Source organism: Ruegeria sp. CDSB114, assembly GCF_059611025.1.
The window spans coordinates 122,919-145,377 of the sequence record NZ_JBXWOT010000008.1; the positions used below are offsets into that span (position 1 = coordinate 122,919).

Consider the following 22,459-nt stretch of genomic DNA (forward strand, 5'->3'; position numbering starts at 1 on the left):
GCGGTAGACTTGTCCCGAACTGTCACCTACATAGTGGCAAGAGGCCGTGTATACAAAGTCGCGGTCTGACCAAGAGGATGAAATGAACGAACCAATGATCCAGTTGCTGGTCCTGGCCGGAATTGCCGTTTTCCTGATCCTGCGCCTGAAAAGCGTACTGGGTACACGTGAGGGTTTTGAGAAACCCCCGCTTCAACAACAGTCCGACGCCAATAAGTCGCGCCGTGATTTTGAGGTGATTGAGGGTGGGCCAGATCACGACATTACCGATCACGTGCCCGAGGACAGCGAACAGGCGCAGACCCTATCCGCTATGAAACGGATCGAGCCGGGCTTTTCGGTGGGTGAATTTGTTCAGGGCTCTCGCGGCGCTTATGAGATGATCGTCATGGGGTTCGAAAAGGGCAATCTGGATGAAATCCAGCCCTTCCTGTCGGAAGAGGTATTTGAAACCTTTGTTTCGGTCGTTGCCGCGCGCGAGGATCAGGGGCTGACCATCGAGGCCGAATTTATCGGTGTGCGCGAAACCACACTGGCAGATGTGAGCTTTGACAAGGATACCAACCAGGCCGAAATCACCATGAAATTTGTTGGTGAGCTGACTTCGGCCGTGCGGGATCGTGGTGGCGATATCATCGAGGGCAACCCAAACACGGTTAAACGTCAAAAGGACAGCTGGACCTTTGCCCGCGTTATGGGCTCGGACGATCCGAACTGGCTGCTTGTTGCCACGGACGCATGATTGCAGCGTTTCGGTCGCTTTTCCTGGTGGCTGTCATGACCACCTCTGCCAGTGCCGAGGTGACACGATCCATACTGTCCTATGATGACCTGAATGGTTGGGCCGCCGATGATCACGGGGCGGCCCTTTCGGTTTTTCTGAACACGTGCGGTGATCTGGATGATCCGGACTGGCAGGCATTGTGTGGCGTGGCACGCACCTATAAGCCCGATGCGGCCCGGTCATTTTTTGAGCTGTTCTTCCGTCCCGTACTGGTCGAAGACGGGAAGGATGGCCTGTTCACAGGCTATTTTGAACCCGAACTGGACGGGTCCAAAACCAGATCGGAGCGGTATAAATACCCGATCTATAAAATGCCTCCTGAGGCGCGCGGAGCCGAAAAATGGTTATCCCGTCGCGATCTGCTGACCGGTGATGTCATGCAGGGCCGCGGTCTTGAAATCGCCTGGGTGGACGACCCAGTCGAGCTGTTCTTTCTGCAGATTCAGGGCTCAGGCCGTATCCGGTTGCCCGATGGGAAGGCGCTGCGGGTCGGTTATGGGGGCGCCAATGGGCATCCTTATCGTTCGATCGGGTCCGAACTGATCCGGCGCGGTGCCCTGGGTGCGCATCAGGTCAGTGCGCAGATGATCAAATCCTGGGTCCGCAAGAATCCCGAGGCGGGTACCGAATTGCTGTTTCACAACCCGTCTTATGTGTTCTTCCGCGAGGTGAATCGTGTTGCACCGGAATTTGGCCCTCTGGGTGCGATGAACCGTTCGGTTACCACCATGCGCAGCATTGCCGCCGATCCGGCATACACACCGCTGGGTGCTCCAGTCTGGGTCGAAAAGGACGGCCAGGACCCTTTGCGCAGGCTGATGATCGCTCAGGATACCGGGTCGGCCATCAAGGGCGCACAACGGGCTGATATTTTCTTTGGAACCGGCGATGCCGCAGGGGCCGCAGCGGGGCGCCTGAAAGATCCGGGTCGCATGGTGGTTCTGCTGCCGATTCAGCGCGCATATGCTCTTTTACCGGACGAGTTCTGATGTCGCGCCGCAAATTGACCCCTGACGAAATGGATCTGTGGCGCAAGGTGACCAAACAGGCAGATCGCCTGCATCCCGAACTCCCGCAGTCGGTGCACCCCACCTCATTGCCCAAGCCGAAACCGACAAAGACCTTTAAGCCCCGGATCGAGGCGTTTGAAGTCGGGCAGAACGCGGCTGACAGGGGTGTACGGCATGTGTTGAAACCATCCGTTACCGAAGGGTTACGCGCCAACCCAGTGCAAATGGACAGCAAGGCTTTTGCCCGAATGAAACGTGGCAAGCTCCGACCCGAGGGCAAGTTGGACTTGCATGGCTTGCGGATGGACACGGCCTATCCGGCGCTGGTGCGCTTTGTGCTAACCGCGCAGGCTTCGGGCAGGCGTCTGGTTCTGGTGGTGACCGGAAAGGGCAAGGATCGGGACGAGCCCGGCCCCATCCCCACTCCGCGCGGCGTCTTGCGTAATCAGGTACCGCAATGGCTGTCACTGCCGCCCTTGGCACAGGCTGTGATGCAGGTGACGCCCGCGCATATCAGCCATGGTGGCGACGGGGCCTATTACGTCTATCTGCGTCGCAGTCGCTAAAGCGTGCGTGCGGCGCGGCTGATGCCAATCCAGGTCAGCAGACAAACCAGCAGGAAGAATACTCCGATCCACAGGAACTGCGTGTCCAGCGGAACCCCCTGATCAATCAACACGCCGGTCAGTCCGGGGCCAATCGCCGACCCAAGGACCATGACCGCAGTGGCCATGGCCTTGATCGCGCCAATATGACGGGTTCCATAGAATTCCGCCCAGAACGCACTGGGCAAGGTGCTGTTTGCGCCGACGGTAAGCCCCAGAAAGACCAATGCAGCAACCGCACCCCCAATCGAGGTGCTTGCAGCCGCCAACATGAAGCCGATAGCTATCGGCACCTGATAAAAGGGCATCATTCGGGCGGTTCCCCATTTATCCAGTGCCCATCCCGCGACAAACATCGAGATCAGGGAAACACCTGTGTAGACGGGAAACAGCGCCACCAATTCGATATGTTGCCAGCCTTTGACCTCGGCCAGATGGACCTGATGAAAGAAGAAGGCGGTGATAAAGGCAGAAGGACCCAGCAAGGCGGGGGCCATGAACCAGAACAACGGGTTCAGCAAAGCGTCGGTGCGTGTCCAGTGCCGCCCCTGCATACCTGCTGCTGAGTACTCGCTGGCCAGACTTTGCGGTGTGCGCTCTTGCCGAAGCAAGCGCAGCAGAATCGGAATGCCGGCCACACAAATACCTGCCGAGATGATCCAGAGCAGGCGCCAATCCAAAAACACCATCGCAGCGACAAAGATTACCGGCAAAAGCGCTTCGCCAACCGCAAATCCGACCGAGGCGATCGACAAGGCCTTGCCGCGCGTTGTGGTAAACCAACGCGCCATCGCGACCAAGGCAAGATGGGTGCTCATCCCCTGCCCGAACAGGCGCAATAGGAAGATCACCAGCGGTAGCAGGATCAGCCAGCGGTTCAACGCCATCGCTAGCGCCGCCACGGCTAGCCCAGCCAGGACAGCGGGGCCGAGCATACGCACCCGGAAGATATCCGTAAGCCCGCCCGCCCAGATCATGATGATGGCGGATGCGGTCGTACCCAGCGAATAGATCCCACCCCAAGCCCCATGGCTCAACCCGAACGTCGCACGAATTTCGCCGGAAAAGATCGAGATGAAGAACGTTTGCCCAAAACAGGACAGAAAGGTCAGCAGAACTCCGGCGCCAAGCCATGAGGCATTTGCTTTCAGATAATGCCCCAGGTGAAAGGACATTACGGAGAGCTGACCTTGGCCTGCCCGGTCTCGGTCAGCTCAATCTCGGTCGCCCCGGTCGGGTTGCGGACCTCGGCGGGGGCGATCACGTCAATCCCGCGTTGCCTGCCAAAGGTACTGCTGACCCGGCGGGCGGAATTGATAATCGCCAAAAGCGCCGGAGAGGTTGCAGCCACGAAATGAGACGACCCGGCATCGCTGTTGAAGGCGGTCGTATCCAGAATACTGATCTTATATTCGGACAGCGCATCGGCCGAGCTGATATTTCCCAGACGTTCGCTTTTGGCGGTACCGCGCAGGCGTGCGGATATACTCAGCAGCCTGTCTTTGCGTGAGATCATCACAATGAACGGGTCAGGCAGCGTTTTGATGCTGTCCATCTGCGACCGGAACAGATCGACATCCAGATCCGGTGCGATCAGAACAACCCCTTCGATATTCCGATGCGACCAGCCCGGTTCGCGCAGCTCGGCCTGCCGCATCATCTCCATCGTCAGGGCGGTGCCCATGGAATGCGCCACAAGGATAACCCGATCGACCCCCATTGATTTCAGCTGGCGAACAGTTTGTTCCAGACCATCACGGGCGAAAAGCATGCTGTCGATGTCATAGGCATAGCCATAACCCGTTGCCTGGCTTGGCCAGGAATAGACCATGGTTTCACCCGGTATTTCCAAATCATGTTCCAACTGCGCGGCGCGGAACACTGTTTCCGACTGGGTCGTGTTATAGCCGTGGATAAAGATCGAAACCTCGTCCACACCTCTTAGTCGCGAGGCAAGGCCCTGGGGTCCGGCAAGCTCATCTTCATCAGCCATCACGAACTGATTTTCCGGGTCCGGGTCGGCATAGGAAAAATCCAATGTCCCGGGTTTGTGATTGGGTGGAATTGAGACCGTCATCTCGAGAAACTGCAGCTGATCGCTGCGGCGGTACCCATAGGATCCGTCCGCTTCGCGCGCGCGGGTGGTTGCTGCGTAAATGGTTTTGGGCGTGCCAATGTCCAGTGCCGAGGGCACGGTTTGAGATACGGTCCGGTCGACACATGCGGCTAGCGTTGCCGCAGTCAGGACAAAAATAATATAGCGCAGCACCTGTCGCCCCCTAAGGAATTTGCGCACACGCTACTCTATTCTGATCCCAGGTCCAGCGGGGTCAATGACACGGACCGGCAAAAACCGGCTGGAGATATTACAGAACGTAACGGCTGAGGTCCGTAGACTTTGTCAGCTCACCCAGATTGTCGTCAACGAACTGTGCATTCACGGTGATTTCCAAACCGGCCTGATCGGGGGCTGTGAAAGACAATTCTTCGAATACGCGCTCCATCACGGTGTAAAGCCGACGTGCGCCGATATTCTCGACGCTTTGGTTCACATCCGCTGCGATTTTCGCCAGGGCTGCGATGCCGTCCTCAGTAAAGCTGACCGTGACATCCTCGGTGCCCATCAAGGCAGTGTACTGGCGGGTCAGCGCGTTGTCTGTCTCGGTCAGGATGCGGACGAAATCCTCTTCGGTCAGTGCGCGCAGCTCGACACGGATCGGCAGGCGCCCCTGCAGTTCCGGCAACAGGTCGGACGGTTTGGCAATATGAAACGCGCCTGAGGCAATGAAAAGAATGTGGTCGGTTTTAACCGGCCCATGCTTGGTGGAGACGGTTGTGCCTTCGATCAGAGGCAACAGGTCACGCTGCACCCCCTCTCGGCTGACATCACCGCCGCGTGCGTCCGAACGGGCGCAAACCTTGTCGATCTCGTCCAGAAACACGATGCCGTTCTGTTCAACCGATTCCAGCGCCGCGCGGTTTACGGTTTCGTCATCCAACAGTTTGTCGGCCTCTTCTCCGATCAGCATGTCATAGCTTTCGGCGACGGTCAGGCGTTTCTTGACGGTGCGCCCGCCAAAGGCCTTGCCGAAAATATCGCCCAGATTCATCATCCCCATCTGACTGCCGGGTTGGCCAGGGATATCGAACATCGGCATCTGGCTTGAGGTATCCGTCAGTTCCAGCTCGATCACTGTGTCGTCCAGCTCTCCGGATTTGAGCTTTTTGCGGAACATCTCGCGGGTGCCCTCACGTGCGTCTTCCCCGGCAATGGCAGTAATCACCCGGTCTTCGGCGGCCTGATGGGCCTTGGCTTTGACGTCCTCACGCATGAATTCACGGGTCTGCAGGATCGCGGCATCGGCCAGATCACGCACGATCTGTTCCACATCGCGGCCAACATATCCAACCTCGGTGAATTTGGTGGCCTCGACCTTGATGAAGGGTGCGCGGGCCAACTTGGCCAAACGCCGGCTGATCTCAGTCTTGCCAACGCCGGTGGGGCCGATCATCAGGATATTCTTGGGATAAACCTCATCCCGGATGTCATCAGCCAGTTGCTTGCGCCGCCAGCGATTACGCAGCGCCACGGCGACCGCGCGCTTGGCATCCTTCTGCCCGATGATAAAGCGATCCAGTTCCGAGACAATCTCGCGCGGGGTCAGGTCGGTCACGGGGGCAGTCCTTTCGGTCGGCATAAGTTGGCTGCGGTCTAGGTAATCACCGCAACGGCGAAAACAACAGCGGCAGCGTTGGTTAGCAACGCCCCACCCGGTTTGCAAATGCTTTCCATAGGTAAAGCGCCCGGCCTCTGGTACAGTGATTTCAAAGCGTTGAGGGCCTGGAGCGCGGAAATGACCAAGATTGCCAAGATCACCCTGCTGTTTGTCGTGTTTGTCGACCTGATCGGACAAGGGTTGGTCTTTCCGATCATCAACTCACTGATCATGGAGACGAAATCGGGGTTCCTGCCTGAAAACACGGCCATGGGCACCCGGCATTTCTACTACGGCTTGGTGATTGGCTGTTTCTTTCTGTCCTGGTTTCTGGGCGTGGTCTATGTCTCTAAGGTTTCAGATTCCATTGGTCGCAAGAACGCGCTGCTAGTGTGTCTGGGAGGGGCATTGATAGGTTATGCGCTGACCATCGCCGCGCTGTATCTCAACAGCCTGCTGCTGTTGATTGTCGGCCGGTCGATCACCGGGTTTACAGCTGGCAACCAGCCTATCGCGCAGGCGGCAATGATTGACGGCAGCACCGATGTCACTGACCGCGACCGCAACATGGGCTATATCGTGACAGGTGTCAGCTTTGGCCTGGTTGGCGGTCCCATTATTGGCGCGGTCCTGTCGGACTCGGCCCTGCTGGGCAGCGCGGCGACGCTGAAAACGCCATTCTACGGCGCCTTTGTTCTGGTGATGATCGCCATTTTCCTTGTCGCCGCGTATTTCAAGGATACCCGGACCGAGCGTGAGCCCTTTGTCTTTCGCCCCCGCGATATCACCGACAGCCTGATAGCGGTGCGCGAACATCCGATGGTTCTGAAAATCATGCCGGTCTATGGCCTGTTCATGATCGCCAATGTGACCTTCTATGTGTTTGTCGACAACTTCCTGACCAGCGCATTTGGATACGGGGTCATCGGCGGCAGCATGGCCATGGTCGTCATTGGGGTTGCGCTGGCCTTTTCCAGCACCTTCCTGGTCAAACCTGCGCAGGAACGGTTCAGCAAACACCAGATCATCTATGTCTCACTGGTTGTGATGGTGATCAGCGGCCTAGGTTTCGCCTTCAGCCCCAGCGGTGTGCTGAGCTATGTCCCGGTCTTTTTCTTCTATTTCTTCTTTGGCGTCTCATACCCGACACTGCTGGGCCTGTTTTCCTCCAGTGTCAGCGACACCGATCAAGGCTGGGTCATGGGGGTGACCACGGCTGTCTTCTGTCTGGCCGGGGGCGTCATGTCCTTGATCGGCGGCGGGTTGATGAGTATCGACATCCGCCTGCCCTATTACATCGTGATCGTCGCGGCGATACTGGGGCTGATCGGCATGCATCGGCGCTGGAAATCCAAGGAAATCTCGGCTCTATTGGCTTAGACGGATATTGTCCACGATTGAGAGCAGGGAAGATGAAGGTAATCCAATCCCTCAGGATTACGGGCGCGGCACTATTGATTGGGCTGTTGGCCACGGGCCCATTGCCTGCGCAGCAGGTGGCGCCGCCGCCGCCGTTTCTGGCAGATTCCTCTGATCTAGGCGGTCACGTTGTCAACAAGCGGGCAGCACACGAAAGTTCGAGTACAGTTTTGGGGCCGAGGAAACCGCCTGGTTCCCAATCCGGCCAATTTATGGGGCGCAAGTTTGATCCACTTGAGTCTGTTGGCCCAAATCTTGGAGCGCGATCTGGGCAAATCATGGGTCGCAGTTTTTACCCACTTGAGTCTGTTGGTCCAAATCTCGGCGCGCGGTCTGGGCAATTCATGGGTCGGCCAGGGTCTTCTCGGCAGATAAACCTGCCGGGTCCGAATATTGGCGCCCGGTCGGGAACGATTCTGGGGCCAAAACTGCCGTCGAAAAGGTAAGCAGCCGGATTAGCCGCCGATCTTCTCAACCGTGAGATTGCCATTGGTATAGACGCAGATATCGGCGGCGATGGCCATGGCCTCGCGGGCGACTTGTTCCGCCGGTTTGTCGCCATCCATCATCGCGCGCGCCGCTGCCAGGGCAAAATTGCCACCCGATCCGATGGCAGCCACGTTGTGTTCCGGCTCCAGCACATCCCCTGCCCCGGTGATCACCAGCAGATCCTTGCCATCAGTGACGATCAGCATCGCCTCAAGCTTTTGCAGGTATTTGTCGGTGCGCCAGTCCTTGGCCAGCTCGACCGAGGCGCGGGCCAGTTGGCCGGGCGTGGCCTCAAGCTTGGTTTCCAGACGTTCCAGCAGGGTAAAGGCATCGGCGGTTGATCCGGCGAAGCCTGCGACAACCTCGAACCCGCCGGGTGACAGGCGGCGTACCTTGCGCGCGGTCCCTTTGATCACGGTCTGGCCCAAGCTGACTTGCCCGTCCCCGGCAATGACCACCTGCCCGCCTTTTTTGACGCCAATAATGGTTGTGCCGTGCCAACCGGGAAAGTCGCTGTCTGCCATGGGGGCCTCCGTTTTCGCCTGCTGTTCTATATGGGCCGGTCTCATCCGCAGCGCAACAGTTCACAACTTGCTTATAAGATATGCAAAAAACGCAAATCGGGGCTGTAAAACCAGCAATTGTGGGACTCAGTTGAAAATCCTACATGAGGCTCACAACCGACAACGGGTCGGCTGTTTCTGTTTATAAGGAATGCGCAAATGGCAACTACCGCAAATATCCATGCGCCGCTCGGAGCAGCTACCATCCTGCATGTAGTGGACGCGTTTTTTGGCGCTTTTGAAAAAGCCGCCGATTGGAATGAATCCCGCAAAACCCGCAATGCCCTGTCGGCTCTCAGTGATGAACAGCTGGACGATATCGGCCTGTGCCGCGCGGATATCACCACCCTCTGATCCACGAGAATTCGTGAATTCAAGATAAGCCGCCCGGGTCTGGGCGGCTTTTTCTTTTTCTGCGCCGCTTTTTCCAGTCAGACAATTCAGGCGGAAGCGCTTTGCCCCAGATACGAAAAAAGGCGCCCCGAATAAGGCGCCTTCAAACGTTGTTTCCCGAACCGGATCAGAGCGCTTCTTCGATCCAGCTTTGCAGCGCGGCTTTCGGTGCGGCGCCTGCGCGGTTCGAAACGACCTGACCATCCTTGAAGATGAACAGCGCCGGGATGCCACGTACGCCCATGGCGGCGGCAGAGTTCGGGTTGCTGTCTACATCGACTTTGGCGATCTTGACCTTGTCGCCATATTCAGCCGCCAACTCTTCCAGAGCGGGTCCGATCTGTTTACAGGGGCCACACCATTCGGCCCAGAAATCGACAACTACGGGGATGTCGGAATTCTTGACTTCGGCGTCAAAAGTATCGTCGGTAACAGCTACGGTCGACATATTCTGTCTCCTGAATGGGGAATGCTTGGTCACTGAAACTAGGTGTCGGGTATGCCAAGGTCAAGGCGTCAGCGCACGGGTTAGCGCAGCTTTCACCAGATCGTGTGGCAGCCACATCAGCTGGGCTGTTCGGGTCCACAGAATTGCAGTTCTGACTTCGCGGTCCGGATAGATCTGCGACAATGAATCAGCATAGGCACCCATCTGCCGCAGCAGTCCTTCGGGGCAGGATGCTGCATTGTCTGGCACTGTCATATTCGATTTAAAATCAATTACTTGGACGTCCGTTTCAGTGACGATCAGCCGATCAATGACACCATGGATACGCCGCCCGCCCAGATCGGCCGTTACCGGGACTTCGGCCAAGGTATCGGGGGCGAACACTGCCTTCAGGTGATCCGCCGTTAACACATTTTGCGCCTCGGCCAGCAATCCTTGCCGCTCGGCCTCACGCATATCGGGAAGAACCCGTGCGCAAAGCTGCGGCCAGTTCTCAGGAAGGACCCGCGGCAAATGCTCCAGCAGCAGGTGCAGGCGGGTGCCGCGCAGCTTGGCGGCCTCTTCATCCTGGCCCATGTCCCCGGGCAAGGCCTTGGCCCCGCCCAGATCAGACGGGCTGAGGGTTTCCGGCGCCGCATCAATGGCGGGGGCGGAATTCAGGAAGGTCGGTGGCAATTCGCTGTGGGCATGAACGGCGCCTGTGTGTTCGAAAAATTCCGGACCATGCCAATCTCCGTGCGACAAGCGCAGGATCTCACTGTTGGGCAGAGCTGTTGCCCCTGCCCGCGCCATAGCCGCCTGCACCAGTTGATACCAACTGGTTCCGTCCTTGCCGACATCCCCTGCCGCACCGACGATTAGCCACTTCTCTGCCCGGGTCAGCGCCACGTATAACAGGCGCAACCGCTCATTCTCTTCCCGTTCGCGCGCTTCGGCTCGCGCCTGCGCGATCAGCGCCGGGGACGCGTCTGCCGGTACTTTCCATAGTGGCTTAGCATCCGTCACCATGATCTCGGCATCGCGCGGGGCTTGCCGTCTGCCGGTATCCGGCAGGATCACGATGGGGGCTTCCAACCCTTTCGATCCGTGCACGGTCATCACGCGGATCATGTTGCCGACACCGCTCATCTGCCGTTTGATCTCCAGATCGTCCGTCTGCATCCAGACTAAAAAACCTGTCAGGCTTGGAATGTCGGCGCGTTCATAGGCCAGCGCCTGTGACAACAGCGCGTTGATGCCGTCTTCGGCCTCGGGGCCCAGCCGACCCAACAGCAAGCGCCGCCCGTGATGACGGGTCAGAATCCGCTCGATCAGGTCATAGGGGCGCAGAAAGTCGATCTGACCGCGCAGGTCGTTCAGAATTGTCAGCGTATCGGGAAACTCATCGGCCCGATTGCGCAGCGCCGCCCACAGGAATTGTTCTTGCCGCCGATGCGCCAGATCAAAAAGCTGCTGTTCGGACCATCCAAACAGAGGGGATTTCAGTACCGTGGCCAGCGACAGGCTGTCCTCGGGCGTGGCCAGAAAGCTTAGCAGAGCGGCCAGGTCCTTGACCGCAAGCTCGGCTCCGACCTTCAACCGGTCAGCCCCTGCAATCGGCAGTTCGGCAGCCTTGCAGGCGCGGATGATCTCAGCAAACAGGTCCGAGCGGCGCTGGACGAGGATCAGAAAATCCCCCGGCTGTACCTTTCGCCGGACGAAACTGCCCGGTACCTCGCCATCTTCGGGGATGGTTTCCCCCTGTTCGATCATATCCCTGATCGACTGTGCAACCTGCTCGGCCAGAACAACGGTATGGTGGCGCGCACCAGGGCGGTCCACCGGATCAGTCCATTCGGTATCTTCCTCGTCTTTGACTTTTTCGACCACCGGCCACAGGTCGACGCGTCCAGGCAGATCGGACTTGAAGGCGCGGTGCTGGCTTTCTTTGTGAAACCCGGCCTCGGCACGGTTTTCGAACAGAATATCGACCAGCGACAGAATGGCGCTGGAGGAGCGGAACGAGTACTCCAGCGTAGAATCCCACAGTTTAGAGCCTGATTCTTCCAGTTTCCGCCCAAATTCGGCCTGCATCCGATCAAAGGCTTGAGGGTCGGCCCCCTGGAAGGAATAGATCGATTGTTTCTTGTCACCCACCACGAAAATAGTGCGCTCAATCCCGGACCGGGCCCCCTCCCCGCTGGTGAATTCCTGCGCCAGCTTTTCGACGACGTCCCATTGGTCCGGGCTGGTATCCTGGGCCTCATCCACAAGGATATGGTCAATCCCGCCGTCCAGTCGGTACAATACCCAAGACGCTACCGCCGGGTCGTTCAGTACGTTTCGGGCGCGCAGGATTAGGTCGTCAAAGTCCAGCCAGCCGCGCAGTTGCTTGCGCCGTTCATATTCCGGCAGAAAGGCCATTGCGAACCGGTGAAGTGCCAGCGTTTTGCGGGCTGCAACCAGTGCAAGCCGCTGTTCACGCGCGGCTTCAATGCGCAACATCAACGCCTCTAGCTGTGGCATCTGACCCGCCAGAACACCTTCGCGCAGGGGTTTGGTCGGGAAAGCGTTAATCTTGGCGGTAAACGGGTCCTTGGCCGCCTTTCCGGTCAGAAATACATCTTCAAGCACCGGCAGCGCACTGATATCGGCGCGGGTGAAGGCCGCAAGCCTGGTGGCTGCCTTGGCGTTGTTCCCGCCGCTTTCGGTCAATGCGGGCAGGACGCTGCGGACAAGTTCGACCTCGCCCCCCAAAAACACCTGACCCAGCAAGAGCTGTTCGTCAAAGCGGGCGGGTAGATTGAATTGCTGCAATACCTGCGACCAATCGACGGTCTGCGCAAACAGATTACGCTTTTGCGTGATGGCGGCGGTCAGCTTGTCGAACCCTGTGTCAGTCACAAAACGGGCGACATCGCCGATCAGATTGGCCATCGGCCCTTGGGCAAAATCCTCGACGATTTCTTCGCGCAGCAAGGCGGCGGCCCGATCCTCCATCTCGGTGAATTGTGGGCTTACTCCAGCCTCAAGTGGGAAACGGCGCAGCAGCGAGGCGCAAAAAGAGTGGATGGTCTGAATTTTCAACCCGCCAGGCGTTTCGATCGCGCGGGCAAACAATGTGCGGGCCTGTGCCAGACGGTCCGGGTCAATCGCACCCTGAACACCCAAATCGGTCAGCTGGGCCAATAGCGGAGTATCCCCCAGCATGGCCCACTCACCGAGGCGTTTGAACAACCGGTTTTGCATCTCGCTGGCTGCAGCCTTGGTGTAAGTCAGGCAGAGGATGTGTTGCGGCTGCACCCCGTCCAGCAACAGCCGCGCCACCCGATCGGTCAGAACCCGCGTTTTGCCAGATCCCGCATTGGCCGCCAGCCAGGTCGAGGCATCGGGTCGTGCGGCCTGCACTTGTCGTTCGGTTGCGTCGTTGCGGGTGCTCATTTCAGGTCCTCGGGGGCGCTGTTGCTGGTTCGGTCCCACTCACCGAAACGTGCCAGATGATCATAGTCCCCGATATCGGTATCCTTGTGCAACATGCGGCGCGAGGTGAAGCCCTGATCAGGCTCTAAATAAGAGGAAACCAGCTGTTTCAGCTCGGCTAGGACCTTGTCGACCGGCTCTTTGGTCAGAGGCGCGGGCACCTCTTTATAGGTGCCGCCCATGCCGATAAAAATTGCTTCGGCCACAGGCAGCGGGTCAAACCCTTCGATCCCGCCCTGCTCGGCCATTGCGGCTTCGATCAGCAACTGTTTGTCAAACTTGGCCTGCTGACTTTCGGTCGGAGGCGCACCGGTTTTGTAATCGACCAGCCGCAGCGCGCCACGACTGTTGAGGTCAATGCGGTCGGCGCGCCCGACTATGGTGAAATCCAGCGGACTGAGCGCCAGTTTCATCGCGGCCTCAAAAGCCACAGGCCCACCATCGCTGCGCCGGGTGGTCTCGGCCCGCAGGAAATCATCCGCAATCCGTTCCAGCCGCGCGAGCCATAATTTGCGCGCTGTGGGCCATGGTACATGCTGGACCAGCAGGCTTTCGGCGCGTTTCAAGAAGCTTTCGCGTGTCAGCAAGGCCGTGTCCAGCACGCTGTCCTTCACGAACTGCTCCAAAATCTCATGGATTACAATCCCGCGCAGCAGCGCATCCGGGGCCTGAACCAAGGGGTCCAGAGGTTTCAACCGCAGCACATGTTTGGCGTAGATCGCATAAGGATCACGGATCAGGCGCTTGATCTCGGTGACGCTCAGGCGGTGCGGGCGCGACCCGACCGGAGGGCGCGGAGATGGGCGTGGTGCCGCCTTGATTTCTGGAGCGTATTCAAGTTGTTCGGACCATCCCAGATATTGTCGCCCGCGGCTGCGCATTTCTGCAAGGGCGGTTTGGCCACCCTGTTCTGCCAGGCCACTCAACAGGTTGGTTAACCGATTCAACCAGCGGGAAGGAACGGTTTCGGCGTCGTCGGACCGGGTCGACCGGGTCAGCCAGACCTCGGGCGCGCCGATAGCCTGCTGAAAGTCATGTGCCGACAGGCCAATGCGCCGCTCTGGCAGCAACAGCCCGGCCTTATCGCGCATCTGCCTGTTCAACCAGGGATCAGGCGCGGGCGCCTCGGGCCAGCTGCCCTCGTTCAAACCGCCAAGGATTAGCAAATCGGCGCCCTGCACCCGGGCCTCGAGCGTGCCCCAGATCATGATCCGGGGGTGTGGCGCGTCGCGGTCGCGGACCTCTTCTCCGGCCAGCAAAGCACCCAGCAGATCGGCAAAGTCATGGGCCGTCATGGTGCCGCCATGCTGAGCCTCATTTCGCAGCTCGGTCACAACCGCCAGCGCCTTTTGACCGGCGTTCTTGTCCCACAAAGTGCCGGGATCGTCAGTGTGACCGGCGGAAATGGCCTGAGCCAACCCGCAGAGGCGATCAACCCAATCCGCCAGCGGCAGCTCATCATCGATTTGCTGTTCGCAGAAATGCTCTACTAACCATTGCACCCAGCCTTCGGGCACCTCTTTGCGGATGGCAAATGCCATCAGGCTGGCGGCATCCGGGAATGGCGGCCCGTGGCGGCGCAGGTCCAGTTCCAGATCGCGGGTGTGCAACAGATGAGAGCCACGCTCGCCCCCGTCATGGCAGAGCGGATGTTTCAGCAGGGTCAACAGCGCTTCGCCGTCCAATCGACGCGCGAACAGGGCCGCGACATGGCGCAGGAACCGTCCGGGTGGGGACAGCTGCAGCGGCAGGCCAGCACTGTCATCGGGCAGGATGTTCCACCGGTCCAGCGCAGCGCTGACCTGACGGGTCAGCATGCGGTCGGGGGTGATCAGAGCGGCGGTCTGGCCGGTTTCAGCCGCCTCTCGCATGCGGAGTGCTATGGCCAGGGCCTCGGCCCGGGGGGACTGCGCCTCGACCAGGGTCAGGTCCTTGGTTGCACCATGCAGATCGGTCAGTTGTGGACCTTCGGACATCCATGCATCCGTGATCGGGGCAGGGCGTAACGCAAGCGATATCAGTTTGTTACGGGCGGGTGAGGGTGGATTGTCCTGGGTCCAGGCTGTGATTTGATCCGGGCTCATCCCAAGCTGGTTCATCAATTTCCGGAACCGGTATTGCGGGTGATCCTCAGAGGTTAACGCCGCATCCAGCTGAGCCCAGACCTGATCGGGCTGGTCAAAGTCAAAGCCCGGCAGGATCAATGCGCCTTGCGGCAGGCAAGCAACGGCTTGCATCAACTTCAGGGTCGTGCCCCGTGACCCCGTCGAGCCGGCAAGAATGACCGGGTGCTGAGGTGGATCCACTCGCCAATGTTCGATTAGGTTCTCGACCACGCGGCGCTGCCGGGCCTGCGTGTCCAGGATGTCGTCTTCTGAGTCGATGAACTGATCCGCAATCCCGATAAACGCCTGCGCGCGGGCCCAATGCCCGGACATGTCGGTGACATCCAGCCGCCGGATCGCTTCGGGTGAAACGCCTTCGCCCTGCATCTCATCTATCAATGCGGCCAGACTGTCTGACAGGTCAAACAAAGACGAGCGCGCCGCCAGATCCGGTTGTTGATCCAGCAGCTTCGAGACCAGCTGCGTCAATTCCAGCCGCCGTCGCAGGGGCGGGATTGCGGGTGGTATCTGCGCCAGATTCACGCTTTCACCCAGATCAGTCACCAGTGATAGGCGCGGCAACAAACAGGCAGGGCCCTGGTCGAACAGCTCACGCACCCTGCGAGCCATACGCCGCGTGTTAACAACCAACTCCACTCGGGCCAAAGCCTCGGGCGGAAGAGCGGCACAGCGATTTCTCAACCCCCGGACCAGCGTCTTTGGAAAATCCACACCCGGAGGTACGGCAAAGACGCGGGGCAGGGGTGAGGGGTCAAACATCCGCCAACAGACCTTCAGCAAGGGCGATCCCTTCCGGATGGCCAACATCGCACCAGCGGCCGGGATAGGTCAGGGCAAACAGCCGGTCTTTCTTTTGCATCCGATCCCAAAGCAGGTTCAGCGAAAACACCTTGTCTGGAATTTCGACCAGCCCTTCCGTCTTCATGATCTGCGCGCCTCCGTAGATCAATCCGGGGCCGCGGGTAATCCGGCCCGTTTCATCAGCAGTAAAGTCTCCGGCCCCGGCATGACCAATCGCCTGCGCGGTCGGGATGCACATTAGCAATGCGTCCATCAAATCAGGGTTCCAGGCGGCCCGCAGCATTGTCAGCGGGTTCGGGCCGGACCAAATGGCGTCTGAATTCATCGTGAACACTGATTCAGACCCTAATAAAGGCAAAGCTGCCCGTAATCCGCCACCAGTATCCAGAATGTCGGGCTGTTCATGTGAGACAAGCACGTCTTTCGGGGCCAGATGCGCCTCAAGCTGATCTGGCAGGTAATGCAGGTTGGCCACTTTGCGAACCGGCCCAAGCGCGTCAACCAGATCCAGCGTATGGTCGATCAGCGGGCGCCCGGCTACCTCGATCAGCGGCTTGGGGCGGTTCAGGGTCAGGGTGCCCATGCGGGTGCCGAACCCGGCTGCGAACAGCATGACGGCATTGGGGGGCTGGGTCATCTCTGTCTGAGCCTGTTCAGGTTTTCGGGTGTTGGCGCGGGCAGAGCCGCGCGCAGCAGGTCGGCAACATTCACCAGCGCCGGGTGATCCAGATCCCGCATCAGATGGCCCCACGCAGCGGGGATCAAATCGACATAATGGGGTTTGCCATACTCGGTCGCAAGCCGGGTAAACACACCAAGAATCCGCAGATTTCGCTGGGCACCCAGCACGGCATAGGCACTGCGGAAATCATGATCGTTGACGCCCGTAGCCGAGATATAGTGGCTGACCATCCGCATTTCCGTACCCGGCGTCACTTTGCGGCGCACATCCTGGAGCAAAGACACCAGATCATAGGCAGGATGGCCCAGCATGGCGGTCTGAAAATCCAGCAATCCAACGCGCTCAACCCCTTGGCGGTCAGGGAGCCAGATCAGGTTTTCCGCGTGGTAATCCCTTTGGACAACAACTTTGGTGCCGGATGTTTCTTGATGCAGGATATCAGCAAATCGGTGTTCGAACCGATCCTGCGCATCCTGGTCATAATCGCCAAGAACCCCTTGGGCGTATTTGGTGAAGGATAAGGCCGCCAGTTCGGTCATCAGTGCCGGGCCGTAAGATTGCAGCGACAGGGTCGGGGCCTCGTGCAACGTGATCAGAACATCTGTCGCCGCCTCGTATAATTCCCGCTCCATATCGGGATGTTTGACCAGAACCCGCGCGAACAGGTCATCGCCAAGGTCTTCCAGAAGAAGAAACCCATATTGCGTGTCTTCGGCGTAGATCTGTGGGGCGCTTAGTCCGATAGATTGTAAATGCCGGGCCATCCGTACGAAGGCTTCGACCGGTTCCGCCTGGCCCGGTGGTGAATCCATCAGAACAGCGGACTTGCCCGTAACCGGGTCGGTCAGGCGCTCGTACCGGCGGTTCGAGGCATCCCCCGCCAAAGGCTCTCGGCGGGCCTTGGACCACGGCGTGTGTGAAATCAGAGCTTCGGCAAGGACGGCGCGGTTTGTCATTCGCTGACCTCCAGTTTTTGAGCCCATTTTTCGTCGGTCCATGTGAGGGTGATGTGGCGCATATCCAGCATGTCCGGGTCTGTTTCAAATGTCATCGTCAGGGCAGAACCGGGTGTCAGCAGGCCCAGTTTCTCGGGCCACTCAATCAGGCAGATCGCTTGCTCCATCGCTTCGGCCAGCCCAAGCTCTTCGACTTCCTCCACCGCGCTCAGCCGGTATAGATCGCAGTGCCAGATCTCACCTTTACGGGTGTCATAGACCTGAACCAGCGTGAATGTGGGCGAGGGCACATCCTCGGACCGGGTCATCAGCGATTGGATCAGACTACGCGCAAAATGGGTCTTACCGGTTCCGATCTCACCCTGCAGCAGCAGGATGTCGCCCGGATGCAGAATTGCGCCCAGCCGACTGGCAAATTTGGTCGTATCTTCGGGCGAATTCAGGGTGATCCTGAGGGGTGGTAACGTCATGGCGCCACAATGGCCCCACGCTGGATTGGCTGCAACCCGGTTCAGGCGCTGATTTGCTGTATCTCGTGCTGTGGCAACGCATTGTGCGTGGCAAAGCGAATGATGGTGGCCCCGTTTTGCAATGGGCAGATGGTGCAGTTCAGATCGGTTCCGTTACGCATTTGGATTCTGGCTGACCACTCAGCCCGGCTGTCCCGCGTTTCCACGAAATCCCGGATTTCACCCAAAATCGGAGTGGCCGTGCAATGTTTCTGCCAGTTGCGGGTCACGTCCAGAACCGTGTCGGGTTCAAATCCGGCACCATCGGCTTCACCCCATAATTTCTGATAGGCATAATTGGTGAAGGCCAAGGTACCGTCATCACCGAAAACGGCAACCGCGTCGGCCAGCTTATCCAGGATGGATTGCATCAAATCCATTTCCGCCCGAAAGCGGCGGGTCAACGTGATCTCGGCCGTGATATCTTCGAACAGAAAGGCCACCGCACCATCCGGGTGCGGGCGGCCGCTGACGGAATAGACCGAGCCGGATGGCAGCGACCATGTTTCCTGGTAATTTCCATCTTCTGCGGCCTCCAGCAGATCGTTCATCTGATTACGCCAGCTGCGATAGTTCTTGGGTTCCGGCATCATGTGCTGATCGCGCAGGCGGTCAAAGAAACTGGACAGGTTGGGGCGGCAGCTCAGGAAATCCGGGGGCAGGGTGGTCAGGTCAATCAAGGCGGGGTTGAACAGTGCAAGCTGGCGATTTCTGTCAAAAATGGCCAAGCCGATGGACAGCTGTGCAAAGGTTTTGGTCATCGTCTGCACGAATTTTCGCTGCGCTGTCTCGGCGGCGACGATGGCGTTGATGTCCACAGCGTAGCATAGGCTGCCTTCCGGGTGGTCCACCATCGTCAGGTCAAACCAAAGCTTGTTTGCACTGTCTTCGGACGAAATGAATACACGGGTCTTGGCGCTGATACGCGCGCCATTTTCGGGCCCGGGAAAGAGAGGTGCAGTCAGGTCGGTATCGCCACCGCGCACTTTGCGGACAAGCGAGACATAGGCGGCGTTGCACCAGCGGATCTTGTTTTGATAATCCAGATGCCAGACCGGGTAGGGCGCCAGTTCCATCGCCAGGCGGATCGGATCGCTATTCTCGCGCAATACGGTTCTGGGGTAATCAGAGCTTTCCCGCAGCTGTACGCGTACGACCCCGTCGATCCATTCGCACAAAACGTCCCGCTCGACCGAACAATCAATGGCGGGGATGACAAGATTCCCTTCGTGCCTGACGCGTTCAGGGGTTTCAGGAAAGCCCGGAAAATCTCGCTGCAGCAGCCGACGCAGATCTGACCAGTCGCGCACAGCCTCAAACCCATCCAGAGCGATGTCTGTGTGGCTGATCAGGCGGTCACCGTCGAACAGAAACACGACATTGAACAACGAGGCCGGCTCGGACAGGCCGAAATTGTCACTTGTCTGCTGACGACGGGGCAAAAGCCATTGAACCGCCAGACTGGCAGACACCACACTGATGACGGCCAATATGATCCAGTCGACCATGTGCTCTCCCGCGGTGAATTCACGGGTATAGCTATGGGTGGAAATGGTTAACGGGGTCTTAACTCAGACTTGGATATGCTGATTTACACCTGAAGGAACGGGGGTGTCGCCGGTCTGTGCATCCACAAGTTTTCGCGGCCAGGATACCCGGACGATGGCTCCAATACGTTCTGGATTGTCCGACAAGGTCTGATATGGATCAGAGCCATTGGCGAAATCCAAATGCGCACCGCTGCGTTCCAGCAGGGTTTTTGCGATGAACAGGCCCAGGCCCATACCTTCATATTCCGGCCGGGCCCGCTTTTCCGATTCTGCCCGCCGTCGGCGCATGAACGGATCCCCGATCCGGCCAATCATTTGCGAAGGATACCCGCGGCCGTCATCCATGATGTTGATCGTAATCCTTTCGGCTGTCCATTCCGCTTCGACCCAGACGTTGCTGCGCGCGAAATCCACAGCATTCTGGATGAGGTTGCGCATTCCGTGGATGATCTCAGGTTTACGCAGGATCGAAGGCTGTTGAACATCGCCATCCCCGACCGGACCTTCGGCAAAGTGTACCTGCTTGCCGCGGTTGATATGTGGCTCGGCGGCCTCATGGATGACAGTGGACAGGGGGGCCTGTCTCAGGTGGAGGTCGTCTTTGCCAGCCCGCCCCATGTCGCGCAGAATGTCGCGGCAACGATTGGCCTGTTCGCGGATCAAGGCGGCGTCTTCTTTCAGGTCCGGGCGGTCGTCCAGCTCTTCAATCAGTTCGGCACTGGTCAGTTTGATTGTTGCCAGAGGTGTTCCAAGTTCGTGCGCGGCGGCGGCGACAACTCCACCAAGATCGGTCAGTTTCTGTTCACGTGCGAGGGCCATATGCGTGGCCGACAGCGCCTGAGACATCGACTGCACCTCAGAGCTTACGCGGTGGGAATAGGCCCCCAGGAAAACGATCGCGATAACGATGGCAGCCCAGTTTCCGAACAGAAGGATATCGGGGATCTCAAGATCCACACCGCCATCCGTGTGCAGGGGAAGGTGAAATTCGGCTAGCAGCGTGGTCAGAATGATGGCCACCGTACCGATGATCAGCGTTGACCGGGTGCTCATGACATTGGCAGAGATCGTCACAGGACCCACCAACAGCAAGGCGAACGGATTATTGAGACCTCCGGTAAGATACAGCAGGATGGTCAGCTGCAACAAATCGAACAACACCATCAGAAAGTTTTCGAACTCGGACAGGCGTTTGTTGCGTGGAAAGACAAGAATAGCCGTCAAGTTGCCCATGACCGAAATGCCGATGGCCAGATAGCACAGCGTCACATCCAACTGCACATCATAGGTCTGTTGCGCCACGGTGATTGCGGTGATCTGGCCAAAAATGGCCACCCAGCGCAGCAGGATCAGCGTCCGCAGGCGAATCCAGCTGCGTTCCTGACCAGGCCAAAAAGTGATGTTGGAATCTGCCATTGGTCCATTATGTCCTGTTGCATCGGCTGTTCATCTTGATAGGTGTCCCGGCCGGAACGATCAACAACTCCTCTATCGTCAGGTAAGATGCCATGGTCCGTCTATACGCTATCCTTGCAACAGTTGTTTTGGCCGTAGGTCTGGGGGCCATGTGGCTGCTGACGCGCGGCGCAGGCTCGGACGACAAATTCGCGCAGTGCCGGTCCAGCCAGATCGCAGGGGGTACGGCCACCATTGGCGGGCCCTTCGAACTGATCAACGGCAAGGGCGAGACTGTGACCGACAAACAGGTGATAACCGAACCTACGCTTGTCTACTTCGGCTATACCTTCTGTCCGGATGTTTGCCCCTTTGACATGTCCCGCAATGCCGAAGCGGTGGATATTCTGGCCGAACGCGGGCAATCGGTGACGCCGCTGTTTATCTCGATCGACCCGGATCGCGACACACCCGAAGTTATGGCCGATTACGCCTTTAACCTTGGTGGTAAGACCATCGCCCTGACCGGCACGCCCGATCAGGTCAAGGCCGCCAGCAAGACCTATAAGACCTATTATAAGGCCCATGACAAAAGTGATGAGTACTATCTGGTTGATCACTCGACCTTTACTTATCTGGTCACACCCCAGGACGGGTTTATCGAATTTTTCGATCGCAATGACACAGCCGAGCAGATGGCTGACAAGGTGGGCTGCTTTCTGGACAAGATCTAGAACGCAACGGTCTGTTTGACCTTTGCAATGGCGCTGCTATTACTCATGTTTAAGCCAACGGCGTGAATTAGCGGAAAGAATAGAATATGGCGGACAGCTCTGACCTCGACATCGGCCCGGATAAATCGCTGTTATTGGTGGATGATGACGAACCGTTTCTGAGACGTCTGGCTAAGGCCATGGAAAAACGCGGGTTCGAGGTTGAAACCGCGGGCTCTGTCGCCGCTGGCCGCGCCATTTCCACAGCCCGTCCACCTGCATATGCGGTTGTTGACCTGCGGTTGGAGGATGGCAACGGCCTGGATGTGGTCGAAGTGCTGCGCGAAAAGCGCCCCGACAGCCGGGTTGTGGTTCTGACCGGGTACGGCGCGATTGCCACCGCTGTGGCCGCAGTCAAGATCGGTGCCACCGACTATTTGTCGAAGCCCGCCGACGCCACCGACATCACCAACGCATTGCTGGCCAAGGGCGACGAACTGCCCCCGCCGCCGGAAAACCCAATGAGCGCGGATCGCGTGCGCTGGGAGCATATCCAGCGGGTCTATGAGCTGTGTGATCGCAACGTCAGTGAAACCGCACGACGCTTGAACATGCACCGCCGGACATTGCAACGGATCTTGGCGAAGCGTAGCCCGCGATGAGATCGTGAGTTTAGCTTGCGCATACCAGGCCAGAACTCATGAAGCCGGAAAACCGAATTGAGTCTCGACAGGCGGCTATCAAACATATGCTTTGTCGCGGCTGATGGACCGCCACCCCTGAAGACTTTAATTTAGTGTCTGTTAACCAATTTGTGTTGTCGTTAAGTTCAATAATTATA

At 58.4% G+C, this 22,459-nt stretch carries 19 protein-coding genes; 7 read left to right on the top strand and 12 right to left on the bottom strand.

The annotated features are described in order from the left end of the window. Positions 1-82: 82 nt before the first annotated feature. From AC2FIP_RS16335 to AC2FIP_RS16345, 3 genes are read left to right on the top strand one after another with little or no spacing between them, the layout of a single operon-like run. Positions 83-742 carry a Tim44/TimA family putative adaptor protein gene (locus AC2FIP_RS16335; protein WP_496752279.1) on the top strand — a complete coding sequence of 220 codons (660 nt, stop codon included), beginning with the start codon at positions 83-85 and terminating at the stop codon, positions 740-742. Beyond that, positions 739-1,773 (top strand): murein transglycosylase A, encoded by a 1,035-nt coding sequence (gene mltA / locus AC2FIP_RS16340; protein WP_496787257.1) that lies wholly within the window; start codon positions 739-741, stop codon positions 1,771-1,773. The genes AC2FIP_RS16335 and mltA overlap by 4 nt, the downstream gene beginning before the upstream one ends. Further along, the gene (locus AC2FIP_RS16345) at positions 1,773-2,360 is read left to right on the top strand and encodes a Smr/MutS family protein (protein ID WP_496787258.1); all 588 of its coding nucleotides are present in this window, start codon (positions 1,773-1,775) and stop codon (positions 2,358-2,360) included. Before mltA ends, AC2FIP_RS16345 begins: the two co-directional genes overlap by 1 nt. Here AC2FIP_RS16345 and AC2FIP_RS16350 read toward each other — a convergent pair. From AC2FIP_RS16350 to hslU, 3 genes are all read right to left on the bottom strand, one after another. Beyond that, positions 2,357-3,574, bottom strand: a complete 1,218-nt coding sequence (locus AC2FIP_RS16350) for an MFS transporter (protein ID WP_496787259.1) — start codon at positions 3,572-3,574, stop codon at positions 2,357-2,359. The genes AC2FIP_RS16345 and AC2FIP_RS16350 overlap by 4 nt on opposite strands. Further along, positions 3,574-4,668, bottom strand: a complete 1,095-nt coding sequence (locus AC2FIP_RS16355) for an alpha/beta hydrolase (RefSeq protein WP_496698677.1) — start codon at positions 4,666-4,668, stop codon at positions 3,574-3,576. The genes AC2FIP_RS16350 and AC2FIP_RS16355 overlap by 1 nt, the downstream gene beginning before the upstream one ends. A 97-nt stretch (positions 4,669-4,765) precedes the next feature. Further along, the gene (gene hslU, locus AC2FIP_RS16360) at positions 4,766-6,073 is read right to left on the bottom strand and encodes an ATP-dependent protease ATPase subunit HslU (RefSeq protein WP_142637444.1); all 1,308 of its coding nucleotides are present in this window, start codon (positions 6,071-6,073) and stop codon (positions 4,766-4,768) included. A 180-nt stretch (positions 6,074-6,253) separates the two neighbouring features. Here hslU and AC2FIP_RS16365 point away from each other — a divergent pair, with 180 nt between their 5' ends. Next, positions 6,254-7,495, top strand: a complete 1,242-nt coding sequence (locus AC2FIP_RS16365; protein ID WP_496750943.1) for an MFS transporter — start codon at positions 6,254-6,256, stop codon at positions 7,493-7,495. A gap of 494 nt (positions 7,496-7,989) precedes the next feature. Here AC2FIP_RS16365 and hslV read toward each other — a convergent pair whose 3' ends face one another. Continuing rightward, entirely contained in the window at positions 7,990-8,547 is a 558-nt protein-coding gene (gene hslV, locus AC2FIP_RS16370; RefSeq protein WP_496698671.1) for an ATP-dependent protease subunit HslV, read from the bottom strand. Positions 8,548-8,745: 198 nt separating this feature from the next. Between hslV and AC2FIP_RS16375 the strand changes: the two genes are divergently transcribed. Next, the gene (locus AC2FIP_RS16375; RefSeq protein ID WP_142637449.1) at positions 8,746-8,940 is read left to right on the top strand and encodes a DUF1127 domain-containing protein; all 195 of its coding nucleotides are present in this window, start codon (positions 8,746-8,748) and stop codon (positions 8,938-8,940) included. A gap of 166 nt (positions 8,941-9,106) precedes the next feature. On the opposite strand, the gene trxA is transcribed toward AC2FIP_RS16375, so the two are convergent. From trxA to regB, 8 genes are all read right to left on the bottom strand, one after another. Next, complete coding sequence (gene trxA / locus AC2FIP_RS16380) at positions 9,107-9,427, bottom strand: thioredoxin (protein WP_271950641.1); 321 nt, start codon at positions 9,425-9,427, stop codon at positions 9,107-9,109. Positions 9,428-9,487: 60 nt separating this feature from the next. Further along, positions 9,488-12,847 carry a double-strand break repair helicase AddA gene (gene addA / locus AC2FIP_RS16385; protein WP_496787261.1) on the bottom strand — a complete coding sequence of 1,120 codons (3,360 nt, stop codon included), beginning with the start codon at positions 12,845-12,847 and terminating at the stop codon, positions 9,488-9,490. After that, entirely contained in the window at positions 12,844-15,771 is a 2,928-nt protein-coding gene (gene addB / locus AC2FIP_RS16390) for a double-strand break repair protein AddB (protein ID WP_496787263.1), read from the bottom strand. Before addB ends, addA begins: the two co-directional genes overlap by 4 nt. Then, entirely contained in the window at positions 15,764-16,450 is a 687-nt protein-coding gene (locus AC2FIP_RS16395) for a nucleotidyltransferase family protein (protein WP_281973378.1), read from the bottom strand. Before AC2FIP_RS16395 ends, addB begins: the two co-directional genes overlap by 8 nt. Beyond that, positions 16,447-17,451 (bottom strand): aminoglycoside phosphotransferase family protein, encoded by a 1,005-nt coding sequence (locus AC2FIP_RS16400; protein ID WP_281973377.1) that lies wholly within the window; start codon positions 17,449-17,451, stop codon positions 16,447-16,449. Before AC2FIP_RS16400 ends, AC2FIP_RS16395 begins: the two co-directional genes overlap by 4 nt. Continuing rightward, positions 17,448-17,921, bottom strand: coding sequence for a tRNA (adenosine(37)-N6)-threonylcarbamoyltransferase complex ATPase subunit type 1 TsaE (gene tsaE, locus AC2FIP_RS16405; RefSeq protein ID WP_281973376.1), 474 nt, complete (start codon positions 17,919-17,921; stop codon positions 17,448-17,450). The genes AC2FIP_RS16400 and tsaE overlap by 4 nt, the downstream gene beginning before the upstream one ends. Before the next feature lie 41 nt (positions 17,922-17,962). Continuing rightward, the gene (locus tag AC2FIP_RS16410; protein ID WP_496787264.1) at positions 17,963-19,468 is read right to left on the bottom strand and encodes a PAS-domain containing protein; all 1,506 of its coding nucleotides are present in this window, start codon (positions 19,466-19,468) and stop codon (positions 17,963-17,965) included. Positions 19,469-19,531: 63 nt separating this feature from the next. Beyond that, on the bottom strand, positions 19,532-20,926 hold the full coding sequence (regB, locus tag AC2FIP_RS16415; protein ID WP_142637465.1) for a sensor histidine kinase RegB: 1,395 nt from the start codon (positions 20,924-20,926) through the stop codon (positions 19,532-19,534). 92 nt (positions 20,927-21,018) lie between these two features. On the opposite strand from regB, the gene AC2FIP_RS16420 reads away from it, so the two are divergent. After that, complete coding sequence (locus AC2FIP_RS16420) at positions 21,019-21,639, top strand: SCO family protein (RefSeq protein ID WP_496787265.1); 621 nt, start codon at positions 21,019-21,021, stop codon at positions 21,637-21,639. An 86-nt stretch (positions 21,640-21,725) separates the two neighbouring features. Further along, the gene (locus AC2FIP_RS16425) at positions 21,726-22,280 is read left to right on the top strand and encodes an ActR/PrrA/RegA family redox response regulator transcription factor (RefSeq protein ID WP_142637470.1); all 555 of its coding nucleotides are present in this window, start codon (positions 21,726-21,728) and stop codon (positions 22,278-22,280) included. Positions 22,281-22,459 lie beyond the last annotated feature (179 nt).

Coding starts and splice junctions, on each gene's coding strand:
- AC2FIP_RS16335 (WP_496752279.1), top strand. CDS start 83: ATGAACGAACCAATGATCCAGTTGCTGGTCCTGGCCGGAATTGCCGTT.
- mltA (WP_496787257.1), top strand. CDS start 739: ATGATTGCAGCGTTTCGGTCGCTTTTCCTGGTGGCTGTCATGACCACC.
- AC2FIP_RS16345 (WP_496787258.1), top strand. CDS start 1,773: ATGTCGCGCCGCAAATTGACCCCTGACGAAATGGATCTGTGGCGCAAG.
- AC2FIP_RS16350 (WP_496787259.1), bottom strand. CDS start 3,574: ATGTCCTTTCACCTGGGGCATTATCTGAAAGCAAATGCCTCATGGCTT.
- AC2FIP_RS16365 (WP_496750943.1), top strand. CDS start 6,254: ATGACCAAGATTGCCAAGATCACCCTGCTGTTTGTCGTGTTTGTCGAC.
- hslV (WP_496698671.1), bottom strand. CDS start 8,547: ATGGCAGACAGCGACTTTCCCGGTTGGCACGGCACAACCATTATTGGC.
- AC2FIP_RS16375 (WP_142637449.1), top strand. CDS start 8,746: ATGGCAACTACCGCAAATATCCATGCGCCGCTCGGAGCAGCTACCATC.
- trxA (WP_271950641.1), bottom strand. CDS start 9,427: ATGTCGACCGTAGCTGTTACCGACGATACTTTTGACGCCGAAGTCAAG.
- addA (WP_496787261.1), bottom strand. CDS start 12,847: ATGAGCACCCGCAACGACGCAACCGAACGACAAGTGCAGGCCGCACGA.
- addB (WP_496787263.1), bottom strand. CDS start 15,771: ATGTTTGACCCCTCACCCCTGCCCCGCGTCTTTGCCGTACCTCCGGGT.
- AC2FIP_RS16395 (WP_281973378.1), bottom strand. CDS start 16,450: ATGACCCAGCCCCCCAATGCCGTCATGCTGTTCGCAGCCGGGTTCGGC.
- AC2FIP_RS16400 (WP_281973377.1), bottom strand. CDS start 17,451: ATGACAAACCGCGCCGTCCTTGCCGAAGCTCTGATTTCACACACGCCG.
- tsaE (WP_281973376.1), bottom strand. CDS start 17,921: ATGACGTTACCACCCCTCAGGATCACCCTGAATTCGCCCGAAGATACG.
- AC2FIP_RS16410 (WP_496787264.1), bottom strand. CDS start 19,468: ATGGTCGACTGGATCATATTGGCCGTCATCAGTGTGGTGTCTGCCAGT.
- regB (WP_142637465.1), bottom strand. CDS start 20,926: ATGGCAGATTCCAACATCACTTTTTGGCCTGGTCAGGAACGCAGCTGG.
- AC2FIP_RS16420 (WP_496787265.1), top strand. CDS start 21,019: ATGGTCCGTCTATACGCTATCCTTGCAACAGTTGTTTTGGCCGTAGGT.
- AC2FIP_RS16425 (WP_142637470.1), top strand. CDS start 21,726: ATGGCGGACAGCTCTGACCTCGACATCGGCCCGGATAAATCGCTGTTA.